General features: G+C 69.1%; 20 protein-coding genes. 11 read left to right on the forward strand and 9 right to left on the reverse strand.

The annotated features are described in order from the left end of the window. Window positions 1-11 precede the first annotated feature (11 nt). From R1Z03_RS13770 to R1Z03_RS13780, 3 genes are all read left to right on the forward strand, one after another. Window positions 12-698 (forward strand): response regulator transcription factor, encoded by a 687-nt coding sequence (locus tag R1Z03_RS13770; protein ID WP_317351774.1) that lies wholly within the window; start codon window positions 12-14, stop codon window positions 696-698. After that, a complete protein-coding gene (locus R1Z03_RS13775; protein ID WP_317351776.1) occupies window positions 667-2073 on the forward strand; it encodes an ATP-binding protein in 1407 nt (468 codons plus the stop codon). The genes R1Z03_RS13770 and R1Z03_RS13775 overlap by 32 nt, the downstream gene beginning before the upstream one ends. 97 nt (window positions 2074-2170) lie before the next feature. Beyond that, complete coding sequence (locus tag R1Z03_RS13780) at window positions 2171-2947, forward strand: VacJ family lipoprotein (protein WP_317351779.1); 777 nt, start codon at window positions 2171-2173, stop codon at window positions 2945-2947. A gap of 28 nt (window positions 2948-2975) precedes the next feature. On the opposite strand, the gene R1Z03_RS13785 is transcribed toward R1Z03_RS13780, so the two are convergent. Further along, window positions 2976-3152, reverse strand: coding sequence for a hypothetical protein (locus R1Z03_RS13785; RefSeq protein WP_284426043.1), 177 nt, complete (start codon window positions 3150-3152; stop codon window positions 2976-2978). A 176-nt stretch (window positions 3153-3328) separates the two neighbouring features. Between R1Z03_RS13785 and R1Z03_RS13790 the strand changes: the two genes are divergently transcribed. From R1Z03_RS13790 to R1Z03_RS13815, 6 genes are all read left to right on the forward strand, one after another. Further along, window positions 3329-3904 carry an RNA polymerase sigma factor gene (locus tag R1Z03_RS13790; protein ID WP_272564487.1) on the forward strand — a complete coding sequence of 192 codons (576 nt, stop codon included), beginning with the start codon at window positions 3329-3331 and terminating at the stop codon, window positions 3902-3904. Window positions 3905-3913: 9 nt separating this feature from the next. After that, complete coding sequence (locus R1Z03_RS13795; protein ID WP_317351786.1) at window positions 3914-4732, forward strand: anti-sigma factor domain-containing protein; 819 nt, start codon at window positions 3914-3916, stop codon at window positions 4730-4732. 106 nt (window positions 4733-4838) lie between these two features. Beyond that, a complete protein-coding gene (locus tag R1Z03_RS13800) occupies window positions 4839-5789 on the forward strand; it encodes a DUF3034 family protein (RefSeq protein ID WP_284429011.1) in 951 nt (316 codons plus the stop codon). Window positions 5790-5819: 30 nt separating this feature from the next. Further along, entirely contained in the window at window positions 5820-6362 is a 543-nt protein-coding gene (locus tag R1Z03_RS13805) for a group 1 truncated hemoglobin (protein WP_317351789.1), read from the forward strand. A 262-nt stretch (window positions 6363-6624) separates the two neighbouring features. Next, window positions 6625-8577 (forward strand): methyl-accepting chemotaxis protein, encoded by a 1953-nt coding sequence (locus R1Z03_RS13810; RefSeq protein WP_317351791.1) that lies wholly within the window; start codon window positions 6625-6627, stop codon window positions 8575-8577. 70 nt (window positions 8578-8647) lie between these two features. Then, window positions 8648-9880 (forward strand): DNA polymerase IV, encoded by a 1233-nt coding sequence (locus R1Z03_RS13815; protein WP_317351795.1) that lies wholly within the window; start codon window positions 8648-8650, stop codon window positions 9878-9880. A gap of 61 nt (window positions 9881-9941) precedes the next feature. Here R1Z03_RS13815 and R1Z03_RS13820 read toward each other — a convergent pair whose 3' ends face one another. Further along, a complete protein-coding gene (locus tag R1Z03_RS13820) occupies window positions 9942-10388 on the reverse strand; it encodes a DUF2809 domain-containing protein (RefSeq protein WP_317351798.1) in 447 nt (148 codons plus the stop codon). A gap of 161 nt (window positions 10389-10549) precedes the next feature. Continuing rightward, window positions 10550-11440 carry a LysR family transcriptional regulator gene (locus tag R1Z03_RS13825; protein WP_284429006.1) on the reverse strand — a complete coding sequence of 297 codons (891 nt, stop codon included), beginning with the start codon at window positions 11438-11440 and terminating at the stop codon, window positions 10550-10552. An 82-nt stretch (window positions 11441-11522) separates the two neighbouring features. Here R1Z03_RS13825 and argC point away from each other — a divergent pair, with 82 nt between their 5' ends. Beyond that, a complete protein-coding gene (argC, locus tag R1Z03_RS13830) occupies window positions 11523-12443 on the forward strand; it encodes an N-acetyl-gamma-glutamyl-phosphate reductase (protein WP_317351803.1) in 921 nt (306 codons plus the stop codon). A gap of 230 nt (window positions 12444-12673) precedes the next feature. Here the strand turns inward: argC and R1Z03_RS13835 are convergent, their stop codons facing one another. The 5 genes from R1Z03_RS13835 to R1Z03_RS13855 all read right to left on the reverse strand — a co-directional run bounded on the left by R1Z03_RS13835 (window position 12674) and on the right by R1Z03_RS13855 (window position 16158). Continuing rightward, the gene (locus tag R1Z03_RS13835) at window positions 12674-13060 is read right to left on the reverse strand and encodes a hypothetical protein (protein ID WP_317351806.1); all 387 of its coding nucleotides are present in this window, start codon (window positions 13058-13060) and stop codon (window positions 12674-12676) included. Continuing rightward, entirely contained in the window at window positions 13057-14010 is a 954-nt protein-coding gene (locus R1Z03_RS13840; RefSeq protein WP_317351808.1) for an ADP-ribosylglycohydrolase family protein, read from the reverse strand. Before R1Z03_RS13840 ends, R1Z03_RS13835 begins: the two co-directional genes overlap by 4 nt. Before the next feature lie 192 nt (window positions 14011-14202). Further along, a complete protein-coding gene (locus tag R1Z03_RS13845) occupies window positions 14203-15219 on the reverse strand; it encodes a helix-turn-helix domain-containing protein (protein ID WP_317351810.1) in 1017 nt (338 codons plus the stop codon). Next, window positions 15216-15524, reverse strand: a complete 309-nt coding sequence (locus tag R1Z03_RS13850; protein WP_284405881.1) for a DUF1272 domain-containing protein — start codon at window positions 15522-15524, stop codon at window positions 15216-15218. Before R1Z03_RS13850 ends, R1Z03_RS13845 begins: the two co-directional genes overlap by 4 nt. 67 nt (window positions 15525-15591) lie before the next feature. Then, window positions 15592-16158: an isochorismatase family protein gene (locus tag R1Z03_RS13855; RefSeq protein WP_317351815.1), complete on the reverse strand. Its 567-nt coding sequence runs from the start codon at window positions 16156-16158 to the stop codon at window positions 15592-15594. A 232-nt stretch (window positions 16159-16390) separates the two neighbouring features. Between R1Z03_RS13855 and R1Z03_RS13860 the strand changes: the two genes are divergently transcribed. After that, the gene (locus tag R1Z03_RS13860; protein ID WP_272548580.1) at window positions 16391-17470 is read left to right on the forward strand and encodes a PHB depolymerase family esterase; all 1080 of its coding nucleotides are present in this window, start codon (window positions 16391-16393) and stop codon (window positions 17468-17470) included. Window positions 17471-17595: 125 nt separating this feature from the next. Here the strand turns inward: R1Z03_RS13860 and R1Z03_RS13865 are convergent, their stop codons facing one another. After that, on the reverse strand, window positions 17596-19221 hold the full coding sequence (locus R1Z03_RS13865) for a methyl-accepting chemotaxis protein (protein WP_317351820.1): 1626 nt from the start codon (window positions 19219-19221) through the stop codon (window positions 17596-17598). Window positions 19222-19239 lie beyond the last annotated feature (18 nt).

The following is a 19239-nucleotide window of genomic DNA, read 5'->3' on the forward strand; positions in this document are numbered from 1 at the left end:
TGGACCCGAGGATGAACCGCATCGCACTGGTAGAAGACCACGAACGGCTGGCCGATCTCATCCGCCAGGCCATGGCGGGGGCCGGCATCGCCGTGGATGCCTTCACCGACATCGAATCGGCCTGGCTCGCAATGCGCGACATTCCCTACGGCGCCTTGGTGATCGACCGGGGGCTGCCGGACGGCGACGGCCTGCAGCTGGTGCGGCGGCTGCGCGCACGCGACCAGGCCGTGCCCTGCCTGATGCTGACGGCCAGGGACGCGCTGCACGACCGGGTCAACGGCCTCGAATCCGGCGCGGACGACTACCTGACCAAGCCGTTTCCCATGGAGGAGCTGATCGCCCGGGTGCGGGCGCTGCTGCGGCGGCCCACCCACCTGAAGGCGCTGGACCCGGTGTACGGCGACCTGCGCCTGGACGCGGGCCGGGGATGCCTGGTGTGCGGCGGGGAAACCGTGGCGCTGCCGCTCACCGAAGTGCAGATCATGCTGTGCCTGCTGCGCAAGGCTGGCCAGGTGGTGCGCCGGTCGGAGCTGGAGGCCGCCGCCTGGGGTATCGCCGAGGCCGTCACGCCGAACGCGCTGGACGTGGCGCTGCACCGGCTGCGACGCAAGCTCGTGGCCGTGGGGTCGAGCGTTCAGATCGCCAACATCAGGACCCATGGATATGCCGTCCGCGAAAAGCCACTGGCCCCGTAGCTTTCGCGGGCGCCTGCTGCTGGTGTACGTGGCCGGCATGCTGCTGAGCGGCGGGCTGGTCATGGCCGTCGTCATGGTGCTGCTCGAACCGCTGGAGCGGTACATGCTGCAGCACAGCGTGATCGAGCGGGCCGAGTCGATCGCCAGGATCATCCGCTTCGACGGCGCCGGCCTGCCCCTGGGACCCGACCGGTCCCACATCGACGAATGGCCCTTCGCCAGCCTGAGCGAAGAGGTGGTGCTGCGCATCGTCGATCCGCACGGCGCGGTGTTCTACACCACCGACGGAAAGACATTTCCGCTGGCGCCCGAGGGTGTGGGGTTCGATCCGCAGCGAAAGGGCTTCGCGCTGCAGCGCGATGGCGTGGCGATGCATGCCGCCACGGTGCCCCTGCAGCGGCCCGACCGGCTGTGGTATGTGCAGTTCGCCATCAGCGACCGCATCGTTTTGCTGCTGCAGCACAGCATCGGGTTGCCTGCGCTGCGCAAGGGCATCGTGGCCACCTGCCTCACGTTCCTCGTGATTTTCGTGATCGCCATGCACCTGACGCTGCGCCGGGTGCTCAAGCCGCTGCGCATCGCATCGCTGCAGGCGCAGCGCATCACGCCGCAGTCCCTGGGCGACCGGCTGGCGCTGGGCGATCTGCCCAGCGAACTGGTGCCGCTGGTCGACGCCTTCAACCGGGCGCTGGACCGCGTGCAGCTGGGGTTTCAGACGCAGCAGGAGTTCCTGGCGAATGCCGCGCATGAATTGAAGACCCCGCTTTCGCTGATCCGCGCGCAGGTGGAACTGGGCGGCCACAGCGGTGGCAAGGACGGCGGCAGCGGGCACAGCCGCTACCTGCTCCAGGACATCGACCGCATGGCGCGCCAGGTGCAGCAGCTGCTCCACCTGGCCGAGGCCAGCGAGCAGCGCAACTACCGGATCGAGCGGTGCGACCCGCGCTCCGCGATCCTGGAGGCCAGCGATTTCATGGACCGCGTGGCCGAGCGCAGCCAGGTGCAGATCGCGCTGCTCTTTGACGAGGGCGTGGGGCCCTGGGATGCCGACCGGGGCGCGCTGTTCACCCTGCTCAAGAACCTGCTGGAAAACGCCATCCAGCACAGCCCGCCGCACCGCGTGGTGCGGCTGCAGGTGCATGGCCGCGGATTTGTGGTGTCCGACGAAGGACCGGGGGTGGCGCCGGAGCACCTGGGCAAACTCTTCGAGCGCTTTTGGCGGGGTGCGTCCCGGCGCGACGAAGGGGCCGGGCTGGGCCTGTCGATCTGCCAGGAGATCGTCGCCGCCCATGGCTGGACCATCGAAGCGCGCAACGGCGCGGTGGGGCTGGAAGTGCGCGTGACGCACGCATCGGCGCCCGGCCCCGGCGAGTAAGGATTCAGCAATGCAGGCGCGGTGACGATGGCGGCCCGTGGGATGCGATGCATTCCATCCCTTGGGTCCCCATCACCCACTCTCACCGGAGGTACGAATGCCCTCTCGCCTGCACCCCGCAGCACCTTGGAACCACCGCATGCCGAATGTCCGGTATGCCCTCTGCGCCTTGGCCATTCTCAGCACCGGATGCGCCTCCCTCGCGCAGCCGGATCCGCTGGAGCCCGTCAACCGCAAGATCTTTTCCTTGAACGAAGGCGTGGACCAGGTCGTCCTGCAGCCGGCCGCCAAGGCCTACAAAACCGTGGTTCCTGAAGTGGCCCAGACGGGCGTGAGCAACTTCTTTTCCAATTGGCAGAACCCGTGGTCGTCGGTCAACCTCATGCTGCAGGGGCGGGTGGGCGAGGGCATGACGACCCTGGCGCGCTTCGGCACCAACACCACGGTGGGCGCCCTCGGCTTCGTGGACGTGGCCAGCGGATGGGGCATGCCCCACCGCAAGGAGGATTTCGGGCTGACCCTGGACACCTGGGGCGTGGGCACGGGGCCGTATCTGGTGATGCCGCTGTTCGGTCCGTCCAATGCGAGGGACGTGTTCGCGTCGCAGGTGGATGGCCTGGGCAACCCGAAGAACCAGATCTCCAGCGTCTCTGTGAAGAACAGCCTGACTGCCGTCCAGGTGGTCAGCCAGCGCGCCCACCATCTGGGGGCCAGCGAACTGGTGGACCAGGCGGCCCTGGACAAGTATCTGCTGATGCGAGACGCCCATCTGAAAAAGCGCAACCGCGCCGCCCAGGCGAAGGATGCCGTCACCCAGGTGGCGATGGAAGAGTCCAGCGACTCCTGGCAGGGCGGGGCTGCGGCTGACCGCTAGCGAGGCAACCCCTGCGGGCGCCGGGCGATCAGCCGGTCACCGCCTGCACGGCCGCGCCCGCGGCCGGCAGTTCCTGCGCCACCGCGCTCTTGCCGGCGTAGAACGCGCCGGCCGCCAGCAGCAGCACGCCGGCAGCGAAGGTGGCGCGGCGCTTCATGGAACGCAGGTCGCCGAGGGGAAGGGCCTTGGATCGGTTGTCTCGCATGCTGTCTCCTGGTGGGTAGGGAAAGAGGGCTGCGCGCCGCAGGTGTCCTTCATACGCCGGCCGTGGCCGATCGGATTCAGAGTCCTTGTCCGAAAGAGGGCTTTGTATCCGCCAACCCACACCCACCGTATTCCGCTGCATGGCTGAGACCGCACTTTTTCTCACACAATGCGTGCATGAGCACCTCCCTCACGGACACCCAGCTGATGGCCCTCATTGACCAGGTCGCGGGACGCGACGATGCCGCCCTCAAGCGCTTGTACGACCACACGTCGTCGCGCCTGTTCGGCGTGGCCCTGCGCGTGCTGCGCAACCGCGAGTGGGCGGAGGACGTGCTGCAGGAGGCCTACCTCACCATCTGGCGCGTGGCGGGCAGCTACCGCGAAACCCTGAGCCCGCCGATGGCGTGGATGGGCCTGATCGTGCGCAGCCGGGCGCTGGACTTTCTGCGCCGGCGCACGGCCGACCGGGCGCAGCTCACGCAGGAGTTCGATGACGAGCTGGCGCAGACATTGCAGGCGGATCAGCCCTCCCCAGCGGACATCGCGCAGGCCAGCGAACAGGCGACCGCGCTGCACCAATGCCTGGGCCGCCTGGAGCACCGCCACCGCGAAGTGGTCAGCCTGGCGTACCTGCGCGACCTGAGCCACGGCGAGCTGGCCGAGCAGCTGAAGCTGCCGCTGGGCACGGTCAAGACGTGGATCCGCCGGGGGCTGGGCCAGCTGCGTGACTGCCTGTCGCGCTATGCGTGAGGTGCTGCCATGAATCTTTCGCAATCCCCTGAACTGCTGGACCGCCTGGCGGCCGCCTATGCGCTGGGCACGCTGCGCGGCGGTGCGCGGCGCCGCTTCGAGACCCTGGCGCGCGAGCATGCCGGCGTGCGGGCGGCGGCGCTGGTGTGGCAATCGCGCTGGTCCGGCCTGACCGAGCTGCAGGCCGAGCAGGCCCCGCCGCCCGAGGTGTGGCTGCGCATCCACAACCTGGTGCAGGCCGAAAAGGAACGCGAGGCCATGCGGGCGGCGCGGCAAGGGGCCGTGCCAGCGCGGGCCGAGGGCGACGGCCACCATTCGGGCCCTGGCGGGTGGCTGCGCAGCGTGCGGCTGTGGCGCGGCGCTGCGGCGCTGGGCGCGCTGGCCACGGTGGCTGCCGTGGTCGTCGGGCTGCAGATGCACCAGCGGCTCCAGCAGGACAGCGGGGCGCAGATCGCCCAGCTGCGCCAGCAACTGGCGGCCACGCCGCAGGTGCGCTACGTGGCAGTGCTGGCCGATGCGAAGGCCGCGCCGTCCATGCTCGTCACATTCGATGCGCAAAAGAACGCGCTGGTGCTGCAGCGCGTGGGCGGTTTCCAGGAAGGCAGCGACCATTCGCTGCAGCTGTGGGCGCTGCCACCCGGCAGTGGCCCGCGCTCGCTCGGCGTGCTGGGGCCGCAGGCGCTGCTCACGCTGGCCACGCCGGAGAGCGCGGTGAAGAACGTGCCCACGCTGGCCATCAGCCTGGAGCCGCAGGGCGGCGTGCCGGGCGACAAGGGGCCGACGGGACCGGTGCTGTTCACGGGCGCGCTGATCGAACGCATGCTGTAGGAGACGGTTTCACATTCTGCTTTGTGGAATGGGGGTTTCGTCGGTCGTCGATTTGGGTAACACTCTGCTACAGCGCAGGTTGGCGCTCCTTTGCGGACGAACCCCCATGCACCCCATTCACTGGATCTCCACGGTGGCCTGCACCACCGGACTTTGCGCACTGCTGGCCGCCGCCGGCACCGCGCGGGCTGAAACCGGCAAGCTGCTGCTGACGGGCGGCGTGAGCAGCATCTCCGGCTCGGCCGGCGGCGGGCTCACCCCCTGGGCGGTGGTGGGCTCGAATGCCACCGAGGGCGAGATCGGCATGAGCGCCTTCACCACCCGCACCCGCACGCGCGATTACGGCCTCACGAGCTACGGCGCGGCGATGGGCTGGAACGAGCGGGTGGAGGTGTCGGTGGCGAAGCAGGATTTTGATGCCGCCCCCGCCGTCGCGCTGAACGGCATCGCGGCATTCGGCGTCGAGCCCGATCTGCACCTCAAGATGGACATCGTCGGGGTCAAGGTCCGCCTGCTCGGCGATGCGGTGCTCGAGGCCGACAGCGCCATGCCGCAGGTGGCGGTGGGCGTGGAGCACAAGCGGCTGCACCCTGCTTCGGCCAGCAGGGTCATCGAGTTCCTGGGGGCCGATACGAGCGGCACCGATGTCTACGTGACCGCCACCAAGCTGCTGCTGGACCGCAACCTGGTGCTGAGCGCCACGCTGCGCTCCACCAACGCCAATCAGAACGGCCTGCTGGGCTTCGGCGGCTCGGCCCCGGGGCGCAGCCGCCGCAGCCTGCAGCCCGAATTTTCCGTGGCCTACCTGCTGCGCCGCGACCTGGCGATCGGCGCCGAATACCGCTTCAAGCCCAACAACCTGCAGGCGATCGGCGCTTCGGCGGGCCTGGGCGCCGCGCTGCGCGAGGACGACTGGCGCGACCTTTTCATCGCCTGGGCGCCCAACAAGCACATGTCGATCACCCTGGCCTACGTCAACCTGGGCCTTATCGTGCCGGGCGTGACGGCCTACCGCCGGCAAAACGGCTTGTACCTGTCGGTGCAGGCCGCGTACTGAACCGCGGGCAACAAGACGAGAGGAGGCCCCATGCCCATCCCTGCCACCCCCCGCTTCGCGGTGCCGCCATGCCGCGCGCCGCGCGCCGCCGCCCTGGCGCTCGCGCTGGCCGCGGCCCTCGCCACGGCCCTGCCCGCTGCGGCGCAGCAGCCTGCCGCTGTTGCCACGCCACCCGGGTCCGCTGCGTCCGGTGCGGTGCCGGCCACCGCTGCGCCGGAAGGCCTCTACGACGCGCTGGGCGGCAAGCCCGGCATCGCCCGCATCATGAATGGCCTGGTGGACCGGGCATTCAAGGACGAGCGCATCGGCCCTCTGTTCAAGGAGACCAAGCCCCAGGCGCTCAAGGACAGCCTGACGGACCAGATCTGCGTGCTATCCGGCGGCCCGTGCCGCTACGAAGGGGCCGACATGAAGTCGGCGCATGCCGATTTGCCCATCCGAAAGCGCGACTTCAACGTCCTGGTGGAGCTGCTTCAGGACGCCATGGACGAACAGGGCGTTGCGTTCACCCAGCAAAGCCGTTTGCTGGCGCTCCTCGCTCCCATGCACCGGGACATCATCACCGTGCGCTGAAAGCACCAAGGCGGTGCGACCAATCCGGCGCACCGATCTGGTGAAAAGTCAAATTTTTTAGTATCTCTGTGTATCTGTGCGCCCAATTCGCCAGAGGTCGCTGGTCGTCCGGCCGAGTCAATAAAATGATGGAATCGCTATACTTGGCCTTGAATTGGCGAAATAAGGCGTTCTCCTACGGCCCGGCGCTGGATATTTCTATCAAATCCGTGGTGTTTTAATTTTTACAACTGGTGACGTCGATTGCCAGTGAGATGGACCTATGACCCACTGGATCAACAACCTTCGGATTTCGCGCAAGTTCCTGCTCATCGGCGCTCTGGCGTTCTTCATGTTCGCCATTCCCACCACCGTCTTGGTGCATCTCAACTGGGATACCCTGCGCACGGTGGAGCGCGAAAACCTGGGCGTCGCCCCCGCCAAGGAACTGCTCAAGCTGGTGCAGCTCACGCAGCAGCACCGGGGCCTGTCGGCGGCCTTCCTGGGCGGCGATGCCGCCTTGAACACGCCACGCCAGGCCAAGCAGTCCGAGGTCGAAGCCGCGATCGTGCGGGCCCAGGCGGCCGCTGCCGGACTGCAGGATCGGGAGCTGTCCGCCAGGCTGGACGCGCTGGCCGGCGAATGGCGCACCCTGGTTGCCGGCGTCGGGAGCAAATCCGTCACTGGTGCCCAAAGCAATGCCCGCCACGCCGCGCTGGTGGCCGGCGAATTGGGATTGATCGACGATGTGGCCAACAGCTCTGGCATCTCGCTGGATTCGGAGCCTGCCAGCTACTTTCTTCAGCGGGCCGCGCTGAACCATCTGCCGCACCTGACCGAATCCCTGGGCCAGATGCGGGCGCGCGGGGCCTTGGTGCTCGCACGCGGCGACGCATCGCCCGAAGAGCGCGCGCGCATCGAAACCCTGGCCGACCGGGCCCGTCAGCATTACGGCGATGCCCGCAAGACGCTGGAACTGGCCTCGGGCGGCAAACTGCCGCCGCAAGTGGAAGCCGCACGCAAGGCCGCGCTGGCGGCGGCGGAAGAGGGCTTCAAGCTCGCGGACGACAACATCGTGCAGGCGGCCACCTTGTCGATGCCTTCCACGCAGTGGGTGGCGCAGATGACCCGCATCATCGACACCCAGTTCGCGCTCGTGGCGGTGTCGTTCGACGTGCTGAGCGACACGCTGGGCACCCGGATCCAGGCGCTGCGCCGCGACATGCTGCTGATGGTGACCGCCGTGGCCCTGCTGGCCGCGCTGGCGGCCTGGGTGATGTGGATCGTCACCCGCGCCACCACGCGCTCGGTGGCCGTGGCCGTGCAACTGGCCGAGGCCGTGGCGCAGGGCGACCTGAGCACCAGCGTGCGCACCGAGGGCCGCGACGAGATCGCGCGCCTGCTGCAGGCCCTGGCCACCATGAACGACCGTCTGAGCGCGGTGGTGGATTCGGTGCGTGGCAATGCCGAAAGCGTGGCCAATGCCAGCGTGCAGATCGCCCAGGGCAATGCCGACCTGAGCCAGCGCACCGAAGAGCAGGCCAGTTCGCTGGAAGAAACCGCCGCGTCGATGGAAGAGCTGGGCTCGACCGTGCAGCACAACGCCGACAGTGCGCAGCAGGCCAACCAGCTGGCACGCAGCGCCTCCGGCGTGGCGGTGCGCGGCGGCGAGGTGGTGGGGCAGGTCGTGCAGACCATGAAGGGCATCAACGACAGCTCGCGCCGCATCGCCGACATCATCAGCGTGATCGACTCCATCGCCTTCCAGACCAACATCCTGGCGCTGAACGCCGCGGTGGAAGCGGCCCGCGCCGGCGAGCAGGGGCGCGGCTTCGCCGTGGTGGCCAGCGAAGTGCGCAGCCTGGCCGGACGCTCGGCCGACGCCGCCAAGGAGATCAAGGCCCTCATCACCGACAGCGTGGAGCGCGTCGAGCGCGGCACGGCGCTGGTGGACGAAGCCGGCACCACGATGAGCGAGATCGTGTCGTCGATCCAGCGCGTGAGCGACATCGTGAGCGAGATCAGCGCCGCCACCGCCGAACAGAGTTCGGGCGTGTCCCAGGTCGGCGAAGCCGTGAGCCAGATGGACCAGGTCACGCAGCAGAATGCAGCGCTGGTGGAGGAAAGCGCCGCCGCGGCCGAAAGCCTCAAGGCACAGGCGCAGCAACTGGTGGACACGGTGGCCGTGTTCCGCCTGGCCGGCCACGGCCAGCCGGGCGCGCTGCGCGTGCGCTGATCGCCCATCGCGCAGGTGCTTGCGGGGGCATCCCGCCGGGCCTGCGCAGCTGGCGGGGAGCGCGTGGACAATGGCGGACGTGACCGCCCCCGAAGAGCCCGCCGCACCCCTGCCACGCCGCATCGCCCACCTGGACATGGACGCGTTCTATGCCTCGGTGGAGTTGCTGCGCTACCCGCAGCTCAAAGGGTTGCCCGCCGTCATCGGCGGTGGCCGGCGGGCGCAGGACGAGGCCCTGGTGGCTGAGTACGCCGGCCGCGAGTCGGAGATTCCGGTCGCGGCCTTCCCGCGGCTCAAGGACTATGTGGGGCGGGGCGTCATCACCACCGCCACCTACCCTGCGCGGCAGTTCGGCGTGGGCTCGGCCATGGGGCTCATGAAGGCCGCGCGCCTGTGTCCCCAGGCCATCCTGCTGCCGGTGGACTTTCCCTCGTACCGGCGCTTTTCGCGGATGTTCAAGGAAGTGATCGTGTCCATCGCACCCGTCATGGAAGACCGCGGCGTGGACGAGGTGTACATCGACTTCACGCACGTGCCGGGCGGCCAGCGTGACGGCGGCCGGTCGCTCGCGCGGCTCATCCAGAAAAGCATCCTCGACGCCACCGGCCTGACCTGCTCGATCGGCGTGGCACCCAACAAGCTCCTGGCCAAGATGGCCAGCGAGTTCAACAAGCCCAACGGCATTTCCATCGTGCAAGAGGGCGACCTGGAAACCCGGGTCTGGCCGCTGGCCTGCCGCAAGATCAACGGCATCGGCCCCAAGGCCGACGCCAAGCTGCAGTCCCATGGCATCCACACGGTGGGCGAACTGGCCGCGCGCCCGCGCGACTGGCTGGTGCGCCACTTCGGCAAGGCCAGCGGTGCCTGGCTGCACGAGGCCGCCTGGGGCCGCGACGACCGCCCCGTGGTCACCGAAAGCGAGCCCGTTTCCATGAGCCGCGAAACCACCTTCGACCGCGACCTGCACGCCGTGCGCGACCGCGCCGAGCTGGGCCGCATCTTTACCGACCTGTGCGAACGCGTGGCCGGCGACCTGCAGCGCAAGGGCTACGTGGGCAAGACCATCGGCATCAAGCTGCGCTACGACGACTTCAAGATCGCCACGCGCGACCTCACCATCGACCACCCCACGCAGGACGCGGCCACCATCCGCCGGGCGGCCGGGCAGTGCCTCAAGCGCGTGCCGCTGGACAAGCGGCTGCGGCTGCTGGGCGTGCGCGTGGGCAACCTGCTGACCGAGCAGGCCGCGCGCGAGGCGCCGGTGGCACGCCAGGGGCCGATGACGCCGGGGCTGTTCGACTGAATGAGCCAGGCTTGCGGGCATCCGGACGGATAGGGACCTTCGCGAAGGGCCTCCCGGCCGCTCAATCGGGGCGTGCCGCCTGGCTTCCAGTCCTTCGGCGCAGCCAGGCCTGGTAAAGCCCGTCGAGCCCCAGGCCGACCGCCACGCCCACGGCATAGGCCACCAGATCCATCGCGTTGAACCGCGACCCCAGTACCAGGTGGCCCGGCGTGGTGCTGCGGATCGCGTTGATCCACGGCGCCTGGTACCACTGCGAGAACTCCACCGCGAACGAAGTCGCCAGCGCCAGCAGGGCCAGCCGGCCCGGGGCCATGCGCGGCCAGAGGCAGGCCCAGCCGAACATCACCATCAGCGCCCACAGCGCATCGCCGGGGTACTTGCCCAGCGCTTCGGGAAACAGCACGCCGGGCCACCGGCGCGAGGCCAGTCCCAGGGCGATGCAGAGGGCGATGCCTGCCACCAGCACGGCGCGATGGCGTGGGGTGGGCGATGTGAGCGAATGGTCCATGAGAAGGCTGGAAAAGCAGGGGGCAGGAAAGCGGGTCGAGGAGGGCTGCTGAAAAGGCGGCGGTGCGCAGTATCCACCGGCCACGCCGTGCTGGCGCCCGGCAGCTGTCCGGTGTTTCGCCCCGTTGCCATCGCCGCCTGGCGAATGGCAGTCGGTGCGGCTCACGCCGCCGGGTCCTTCTCCGGCAGCAACGCCTCCAGCACGAAACGCGTCGGCCCGCTGGCGCCCCGGTCGCTCACCGCGAGGCCGAGCTGTCGCCACAGCGCCGGGCGGAGCGGGCGGATGGCGATGCGCGGGTCGCGCGTGACCTCGTACGACTCCTGCGGCAGCAGCGCCGCTCCGTAGCCGGCGGCGACCAGCGTGCGAATCGCATCGTTGTAGTTGAGCTCGATCCGGGGCCGGCAATGGACGCCTGCTGCCGAGAACCATTCCGCGGTCTGCCGGTACAGGCGGGTGGAGGCGTCGTTCATGATGAGTGGCCGCTCCGCCAGCCATTGCGCAGTCAGCCGCTGCGGCGCCTTCCAGGCCGATGGCAGGAAGGCGACCACCGCCTCGCGCCGCAGGGGCGTGACCTGCACGCCGCGCACGGCCGGCTGCGGCAGCGCCACCACCGCCAGGTCCAGGCTGCCGGCCGCGAGCCGGGCCATGCTTTCGTTGGAGGTCAGCACCTGCACGTTCACATCGACCCCGGGGTGTTGCCGCGCCAGGCGCTCGAGCGCGGGCGGCAGCAGGTGCGCGATGGCACCGGTCGAGGCCCCCACGCGCACCCGGCCCGTCTGGCCGGCGAGCTGGCGTCGAACGTCCTCGACGGCATCGTCCGCGTCTGCCAGCAGCCGGCGCGCCCGCGCGATGAACCGCTCGCCCAGGGCCGTCGGTTGCGCGGGCCCTCGCCCGCGAACGAGCAGCTGGCCGCCCAGGCGCGACTCCAGCTCCGCGATCTGCACGGTCACGGTGGGGGCCGCCAGGTGAAGGGCGCGCGCCGCATTGGCCAGGGAGCCGAGATCGGCGATGGCAACCAGGGTGCGCAAATGGTCCAGGCTCAGTTCTCGCATGTCGGCAGTTTAATTTTTCTTAACTTGGGGTTGCCGATATTTCGCTGGAGCCATCGAGGCGGTCTCCCTACGATCGCGTTCCATGAACCACCAAATCTTCATCGACGGCGACCAGGGCACCACCGGCCTGGACCTGCAGAACCGGCTCCGGGGCTCGGAATTTCGCATCCACACCTTGCCTGCGGGCTTGCGCAAGGACCCGGCCGCGCGAAAGGCGGCGATCAACGATTGCGACATCGCCATCCTGTGCCTGCCCGATGCCGCGGCGCGCGAGGCGGTCGCGATGATCGACAACCCCGGCGTGCGCGTCATCGACGCCAGCTCCGCCCACCGCACCAGCCCTGGCTGGGTGTACGGCCTGCCGGAACTGGATGCGCATCAAGGCGAACGCATCGCCAAGGCGTCGCGGGTCACCAACCCGGGGTGCTACCCCACCGCCGCAGTCGCCCTGCTGCGGCCCTTGACGGATGCGGGCCTGCTGCCCGCCGACTATCCGCTCACCATCCATGCCGTTTCCGGCTATTCCGGCATGGGGCGGGCCGGGGCCGAAGCGCACGAGGCGGGAGTGGGCGCGCATTCGCTCACGGTCTACGGCCTGGCCCTGGAGCACAAGCACGTGCCGGAGATCCAGGCCTATGCGGGCCTCACGGAGCCGCCCCTCTTCGTGCCGGCCTATGGCAGCTACCGGCAGGGCATCGTGCTCACCATCGGGTTGCATGTGCGAATGCTGCCCGCGGAGGCTACAGGCGCACGCATCCACGAATGCCTGGCGCAGCGGTACCGCGATGCGGCGCATGTGCACGTGCTGCCGATGCCGTCGGCCGAGCCGATGACCGAACGGGACCCTCAGGTCCACAACGGTTCGAACGACATGGGCCTGGCCGTGTCGTGGAATGGCCGCACGGGCCAGATCGTCTTGAGCGCGGTGCTGGACAACCTGGGCAAAGGCGCGGCGGGCGCGGCCGTGCAGAACCTGAGGCTGATGGTGGACGGTCCGAACTAAGTGGAGTCCGAAGCGCCCACGGTCGGTGGGGAAGGGCTGGCACCCCATTCGTTTTCGAGCCTCGCGTTGCAGCGCCATTTGGGCGGCGATGGCTGCGGGTCAAAAAACCTTTGGGCGCGGATCGTTCTTATCGGACCGAATTTGCAACAACGCCCCTTGCGGGCGATGCCGTTGGACCCACCGGGGGCGTCAAGGGTGCGTTTCGTGGGTGTCCTCCAACCCGGCCGGCATTATTTTTTCTTCTTCTTGCCTTGATCGTGGTGCCACTTGATGGCTAAAAACATGCCTGTTCCGAGCACGATGACCTTGAACGCAATGAAGACGATAGGGAACCAATCCATTTTCTGAGCACTTCCTGGCGATTGCGTGAAAAGACCAATCGTGAGGTGCATGGCCTCCAAATGCTTTTCCGGTGGTTTCGTCGGCGCCGAGACCAGTGCCGAATCCGGCCCCGATTGTTGCATTCGGCACGGCATTTCAGGGCCGGGCGGGGTGGGGCATTTTGCCTCACCGATCAGGCGCCCGGCGTGGTGAAGGGGGGGGCTGAAGCGCCGGATGTTTCCGCGAGCCACCGCCTTGGCGCCTTCCCTTTCCTTGCCGGTTCTGGCAGGAATCACTCCCAGGCGGCGATCAGGCGGTCGAGCAAGGGCTCGACGAGGGGCTTTCCTTGCAACTGCTCGCGCCATCGCAGCGGAATGCCTTGCTCGCCATAGAGCAGTCCCGCCCATCCCCCCGCGACGCAGGCGGTGGTATCGGTGTCGTTGCCAAAACCGATCGCGCACAGCACGCAGTCTTCGAAGTTGCGCGTGCGAAGGACGGCTGCAACGGACGACCAAAGGCAGTCCACCACGTACCCGCTTCCGCCCGGTGGATCAAACCGCCCGTTCAACAGGATGCGAAGTTCAAATCGCTCGGATTCGGATGTGGTCTCTTCGAGGTGCGCCTGGGCCCCGTCGAGCGCCTCCACGAACGAGAGGCCCCTGAGAAGGCGGGCGGATACCAAGGTCGCCAGCGCGCACGCGAGCAGCGACCTCGTGTGCCCATGGGTGGGCAGGCTTTGCCTTCTCGCGCGGTCGATCAGGACCCGGTCGTCGGCAGCGGGAAGCAAGGCCGTGGGAAGCACCCGCATGAGCGACCCATTCCCATTGTTCCTCTCTTCGCAAGGGCCGCTCTGGCTGGGCGGCACACCTCGCCGGAGGTTCGCCAAGGCTTCCTGCGTCTGGATGCCGATATCGAACACGCGGCCATCGGGTGTCAGTTCACCGGAGGAATGCCAGGACTGCAAGCCATCGGCGAACCTGCTTTCCAGTGCGTGGTCCCCATCGAGAAGAACCCTCAGCAGATGCAGTGCTTGCGCGCCGTCATCGCTCCAGGTGCCTGCCGGCACGCCCGGATGGGCGCGGCGAAATCCATCGGGCGGTGCCATCTCGATCAAGCGGAGTTCCGGCAGCTCTGCGGCATCCGAGAACTCGTAGGGCACCCCCAGCGCATCGCCAACGAGCAGGCCGTAGACTGCGCCCCGCAGGCGCGATCGGATGGAGAGGGGTGTGGGTTGGGTCGGTGGCATGGTGGATGACAGCAGTGAGCGGCCGGGCCGTTGGCAAAGTATGCCCTTCACAAGGCCCGAGTCAGCAGCGGCCCCCGCTTGGCGGTACCACGCCCTTTGCGAACAGCCTTTCGCCAACGACCGGGTGGCGCTGCCCTGCACCCCTCGCCAGCAACCCGCCGAAAGCGGCCGCCCTGGACGCAGGCGCGCGCTTTAGAGGCCCGGCAGCCCTGCCCCGCCACCCGTTCCCCCGAGCTGCGAAGGCGTCCCACCCCGCCCGAACTGCTTCCACGCCCGGCGCAGCTGCGTATCCGAACTGAACCCCGCCATCGCCGCCGCCTCGGTCACGTTGCGCCCCGCCCGCAACGCGGCCTCGGCGGTGGCCAAGCGGATGCGGCGCAGGTACTGCAGCGGCGCGATGCCGGCGTGGTCCAGGAACAGGCGGGTCAGGTGGCGCGGCGAGGCGTGCGCCACCTCGGCCATGGCGGGCACGCTCCAGTCGGCCTGGGGCTGCTGGGCGACCGCGTCCTGCACGCGGTGCAGCGCGCCGTGCAGGTGGTTGCGGTGGTGCAGGAAGGGCGACATTTCCGGGTCGTGCGGGCCGCGCCGCAGCGCCACCACCATGGTCTGCGCCACCTCGGCGGCGATGGCCGGGCCGCAGGCATCGGCGATGCGGTGCAGTACCAGGTCGATGCCGGTGGTCACGCCCGCGCTGGTGTGCAGGGCGCCATCGGCCACGAAGACGCGGTTGGCCACCACGTCGCAGCGGGGCTCCACCTCGGCCAGTTCGGCCAGGTGGTGGTGGTGCGTGGTGGCGCGCCGGCCGGCCAGCAGCCCCGCGTGCGCGGCCAGCACGGCGCCGGCGCACACCGTCACCAGCTCCAGGCGGCCCGTGGCCAGCCGCAGGCCGCGCAGCCAGTGCAGCAGTTCGCGCGCCTCGCTGCGCTGCACGTCGATGCGTTGCCCGGGCAGGCCCACCAGCACCACCCAGGCGGGCTGCGGCAGCGTGGCCGGCAGCGGCGCCAGCCCGGTCAGCGACACGCCGACCGAGGTGACCGATTCGGGCGCCGGGTTGACGAAGTGCAGCACGAAGCCCGGCGGCCCGCCCCGCGCCTGCAGCACCTGGTTGGCGATGCGCAGCGCCTCGGCGGGCCCGGCCCAGTCCAGCACCAGGCTGCCGGGCAGCAGCGCGAAGAAGACGTGGATGGGGGCGCCGGGGCCGCTGCTCATCGCTGTGCGGGCGGAATCTGCCGCAGGGCGGCGGCGAAGGCCGCGTGGGCGGCCGGGTCCACGGGCCGGTGGCGCACCACGGTGCTGGCGGGGTCGTTGCCCAGGAAGTTGTTGCCCTTGTGGTTGTGCGCGGGCCGGATCGGGCGCGGGGCGAAGCCGCCGCCGCAGTTGGGGCACACGTTGCCGAGCACGTGGTCCACGCAGTCGGCGCAGAAGGTGCACTCGAAGCTGCAGATGCGCGCATCGGGCGAGGCGGGCGGCAGGGCGGTGTTGCAGTGTTCGCAGGTGGGGCGCAGTTCCAGCATGGCGCGTCTTCTTTCGTCGTGATGGCGGAGGGGGGGGTGGACGGGGTGGGGGCGGAAAGGGCGGGGATCAGGCTGCCGCGGCCACGCGCTCCAGCGCCTGGGCGGCGGTGCACACGTTGGCGAAGCGGTCCTGCAGCACGGTGGCCGTGCGGTCCCGGATGTCGGTGGCGGTGAGTGTGCGGCCGTCGGGCTGCACCATGTCCCAGGTGAGCGTGGCATCGAGGGCGTAGTCCACCTGCCAGCCCAGGTCGGAGGCATGGCGGGTGGTGGTCTCGCAGCACTGCTCGGTGCGGATGCCGCTCACGATCAGGCGCTGGATGCCGTGCTGCGTCAGCCAGACGGCCAAGCCTGTGTCCACCAGTGCGCTGTGGCGCGATTTGGTGAAGGTGGCGGTGGCGTCGAACGGCGCCAGGCCCTCCAGCGGGCGCACGTGGCCGGACTCGATGGCGAACGGGTTGCCGGCCTCGGCGGGGCCGTCGCTGTGGAAGATGCGCACCACCGGCACGCCCCGGGCCACGCAGCCCTCGATGAGTGCGTTCTGCGCGGCGAGGTACGGCGGCAGGCTCTGCGCGGTGAAATAGGGCCGCTGGCGGAACGATTCCTGCGCGTCGATCACTATGAGACAGGTTTTCATGGGGGCGCTTCGATGGGTGGTGGAGTATGGCGCTGATTTTGAGAGCAGCGGCGGCCGGCGTCCGGCCCGGGGCGGCCAGGGATCGATCATTTCAGGACATGTTTCGATGGCGCGCGGCCTGCGGGTTTGTAGGCCATGGCGCCCAATTCCAGTTCCGGCGGGCCCAAAAAATGCTGCACTGCAACAAAACTGGTATGGTGAACCCGCTACCCCGCCGATTGGACGACCGCCCATGCCCCGCAGCTCCCGCCTGTTTTCCCTGTCCGTTTTCACCCGGGCCTACCAGCGCAACCTGAAGGCGCTGGCCCGCGCCACGCGCCCCGCGCGGGTGAAGGCGGCCGCCAAGCCCCTGCTGTCGCTGGTGAATGCCGCCACCCCCAAGGCCCGGGCGCCGCGCAAGGTGCCGCCCGGGGCGGGCGAATGGATCGGCGGCATCGCCCCCGGCCCGGCCGGCGCGCGGCGTTTTCACCTGCACATTCCCCCGGGCCTGGCCCTGGGCGCGGGCGAAAAGCTCCCCATGATGGTGATGTTGCACGGCTGCGGGCAGACGGGGGCCGATCTGGCCGCCAGTTCGCGCATGAACCGGCTCGCCGCCCGCGAGCGTTTTCTGGTGCTGTACCCCGAGCAGGAGCGCATCGCCAACGCGCAGGGCTGCTGGAACTGGTTCTCGCACCGCAACGGCAAGGCCCACGCGGAAGCGGCCACGCTCATGGCGGCGGTGGACCAGGTGGCGCGGCGCCATCCGGTCGATCTCACGCGCGTGGCGGTGGCCGGCTTGTCAGCCGGCGCATGCATGGCGGTGCTGCTGGCGGCGCGCTATCCGGAACGGTTCTGCGCGGTGGCCATGCATTCGGGCGTGGCGCCGGGCACGGCGGAGTCGTCCGCCCAGGCGCTGGCCGCCATGAGCGGGCGCCGCGAGGCCCTGCTGCCCGAGCCCGCGCCCCCGGTGCTGGGCATGGGCCCGCCCCCGCCCGAAGGCCCGCTGCCCTTGCCTCCGCTGCTGGTGCTGCACGGCGAGGCCGACGGCGTGGTATCGCCCCGCAATGCCTGCGCGACCGCCGAGCTGTGGGCGCAGGCGCTGGGCGCCAAGGCCGGCGCCGCGCGCATGCAGCAGCGCGGCAAGCGGCACGCCACGCGCCTGACCGAGTTCAAGCGGCAGGGCCGCACCGTGGTGGCGCTGCGCGAAATCCTGGGCCTGGGGCATGCCTGGAGCGGCGGCCTGGCCAGCGTGCCCTACAGCGATCCGGACGGCCCGGACGCCTCCGCGCTGATCTGGGCGTTCGTGGTGCGGCAGTTCCCACCGGCGCCATGAGGGATTGATGGTAAAAAGAGGCTGATGCCCTAGATCTATATGCGCTGAGTGCTATTAAAAAAATAGCAAATAACGTTTCTTGGACACCCTGGTGTGGGCCGGTGCCACCGCAGCGAGCGCTGGCGTCAGTTCAACTGCCGACGGGCCGGCCCCGGCCGACGCAGCGCAGCCTGCGCCGTGCCTTGCCCTGAACCTTCCGAGCCTTCCGCGGCCCGGTGCAGGTGAAAGGCCGCTACCACCTGCTTGAGTTCGTTGGCCTGCTGCTGCAGCGAGGCGGCAGCGGCGGTGGCCTGCTCGACGAGGGCGGCGTTTTGCTGCGTGCCCTGGTCCATTTGCGAGATGGCTTCGTTGATCTGCTCGATGCCGTCGGTCTGCTCGCGGCTGGCCTGGCTGATGTCTTCGATCACGGCGGACACGCGCAGCACGCTGTCCACAAGGTTCTGCATGGTCGTGCCGGCCTCCTGCGCCAGCTGGGTGCCGGCCTTCACCTGCTCGGCGGAGTGGCTGATCAGCGCCTTGATCTCCTTGGCCGCCTCGGACGAGCGCTGCGCCAGGCTGCGCACTTCGGTGGCCACCACCGCGAAGCCACGCCCTTGTTCGCCGGCCCGCGCCGCCTCGACCGCTGCGTTCAGGGCGAGGATGTTGGTCTGGAACGCGATGCCTTCGATGACCCCGGTGATTTCGGACACCTTGCGCGACGACGCATCGATGGAGCCCATGGTCTGCACGACCTTGTCCACCACCGTGCCGCCCTGGCGCGCCACGTCGGACGCCGATTGCGCCAGCACGCTGGCCTGCCGGGCGTTGTCCGCGTTCTGCTTCACGTTGGAGGTCATCTCCTCCATGGAGGCGGCGGTCTGCTCCAGCGCGCTGGCCTGCGATTCGGTGCGGGCCGACAGGTCGTGGTTGCCGGCGGCGATCTGCTGCGACGCGCCTGCGATGTGCTCGGTGCCGTCGCGCACGCGCTGCACGATGCGGTGCAGGCTATCGCGCATGGTCTGCATGTCCAGCAGCAGGCTGGAGTGGTCGCCCTGGCGCGTGTCCACCGCCACCGACAGATCGCCCTCCGAAATGCTGCGGGCAATGGTGCGTGCGTACCCGGGCTCGCCGCCCAATTGGCGCAGCAGGTTGCGCGATATCAAGGTGCCTATCACCAGCAGCGCAGCCCCCAGCAGCGCCGCCACCAAGCCGAACCCCAGGGCGCGTTGCCAGATGGCGGCGTTCACCGTGTCGATGTACACGCCCGATCCGATCACCCAGCCCCAGGGCGCGAAACCCTTGACGTACGACGTCTTCTCGACCGGCGCTTCGCTGCCGGGCTTGGGCCACAGGTAAGGCACGAAGCCTGCGCCGCTGGCCTGTACGGTGCGCACGAATTCCATGAACAGCGGCTTGCCGTTGGGGTCCTTGTTCTCGGTCAGGTCCTTGCCGTTCAACTCGGGGCGCACCGGGTGCATCACCATGCGCGGGTGCATGTCATTGATCCAGACGTATTCGTTGCCGCTGTAGCGCAGTGCCTGGATGGCAGCGGCCGCGCGCTTGCGGGCCTCGTCGTCGGAGAGTCCGCCCTGGGTGCTCAGGTCATGGAAGTGCGTAGCGATGCCGTGCGCCGCCTCGACCACCTGGCGCACGCCGGTCTGGCGCTCTTGCAGGATGAGCTGTCGCTCGGAGATCAGGAACCACGCCGTCATCACCGCGATGCCGAGAATGGCGCTCAGCAGGAGGAGGGCCAGTTTTCTTGCGATGGTCATGGGAACCCTTGGAGGCAA

The organism is Acidovorax sp. BLS4 (genome assembly GCF_032929295.1).
GTDB lineage: Bacteria > Pseudomonadota > Gammaproteobacteria > Burkholderiales > Burkholderiaceae_C > Paracidovorax.

What these genes read in the sequence shown, in the direction of transcription:
- R1Z03_RS13770 (WP_317351774.1), top strand. Translation starts at nt 12, where the DNA reads ATGAACCGCATCGCACTGGTAGAAGACCACGAACGGCTGGCCGATCTC.
- R1Z03_RS13775 (WP_317351776.1), top strand. Translation starts at nt 667, where the DNA reads ATGCCGTCCGCGAAAAGCCACTGGCCCCGTAGCTTTCGCGGGCGCCTG.
- R1Z03_RS13780 (WP_317351779.1), top strand. Translation starts at nt 2,171, where the DNA reads ATGCCCTCTCGCCTGCACCCCGCAGCACCTTGGAACCACCGCATGCCG.
- R1Z03_RS13785 (WP_284426043.1), bottom strand. Translation starts at nt 3,152, where the DNA reads ATGCGAGACAACCGATCCAAGGCCCTTCCCCTCGGCGACCTGCGTTCC.
- R1Z03_RS13790 (WP_272564487.1), top strand. Translation starts at nt 3,329, where the DNA reads ATGAGCACCTCCCTCACGGACACCCAGCTGATGGCCCTCATTGACCAG.
- R1Z03_RS13795 (WP_317351786.1), top strand. Translation starts at nt 3,914, where the DNA reads ATGAATCTTTCGCAATCCCCTGAACTGCTGGACCGCCTGGCGGCCGCC.
- R1Z03_RS13800 (WP_284429011.1), top strand. Translation starts at nt 4,839, where the DNA reads ATGCACCCCATTCACTGGATCTCCACGGTGGCCTGCACCACCGGACTT.
- R1Z03_RS13805 (WP_317351789.1), top strand. Translation starts at nt 5,820, where the DNA reads ATGCCCATCCCTGCCACCCCCCGCTTCGCGGTGCCGCCATGCCGCGCG.
- R1Z03_RS13810 (WP_317351791.1), top strand. Translation starts at nt 6,625, where the DNA reads ATGACCCACTGGATCAACAACCTTCGGATTTCGCGCAAGTTCCTGCTC.
- R1Z03_RS13815 (WP_317351795.1), top strand. Translation starts at nt 8,648, where the DNA reads ATGGCGGACGTGACCGCCCCCGAAGAGCCCGCCGCACCCCTGCCACGC.
- R1Z03_RS13820 (WP_317351798.1), bottom strand. Translation starts at nt 10,388, where the DNA reads ATGGACCATTCGCTCACATCGCCCACCCCACGCCATCGCGCCGTGCTG.
- R1Z03_RS13825 (WP_284429006.1), bottom strand. Translation starts at nt 11,440, where the DNA reads ATGCGAGAACTGAGCCTGGACCATTTGCGCACCCTGGTTGCCATCGCC.
- argC (WP_317351803.1), top strand. Translation starts at nt 11,523, where the DNA reads ATGAACCACCAAATCTTCATCGACGGCGACCAGGGCACCACCGGCCTG.
- R1Z03_RS13840 (WP_317351808.1), bottom strand. Translation starts at nt 14,010, where the DNA reads ATGCCACCGACCCAACCCACACCCCTCTCCATCCGATCGCGCCTGCGG.
- R1Z03_RS13845 (WP_317351810.1), bottom strand. Translation starts at nt 15,219, where the DNA reads ATGAGCAGCGGCCCCGGCGCCCCCATCCACGTCTTCTTCGCGCTGCTG.
- R1Z03_RS13850 (WP_284405881.1), bottom strand. Translation starts at nt 15,524, where the DNA reads ATGCTGGAACTGCGCCCCACCTGCGAACACTGCAACACCGCCCTGCCG.
- R1Z03_RS13855 (WP_317351815.1), bottom strand. Translation starts at nt 16,158, where the DNA reads ATGAAAACCTGTCTCATAGTGATCGACGCGCAGGAATCGTTCCGCCAG.
- R1Z03_RS13860 (WP_272548580.1), top strand. Translation starts at nt 16,391, where the DNA reads ATGCCCCGCAGCTCCCGCCTGTTTTCCCTGTCCGTTTTCACCCGGGCC.
- R1Z03_RS13865 (WP_317351820.1), bottom strand. Translation starts at nt 19,221, where the DNA reads ATGACCATCGCAAGAAAACTGGCCCTCCTCCTGCTGAGCGCCATTCTC.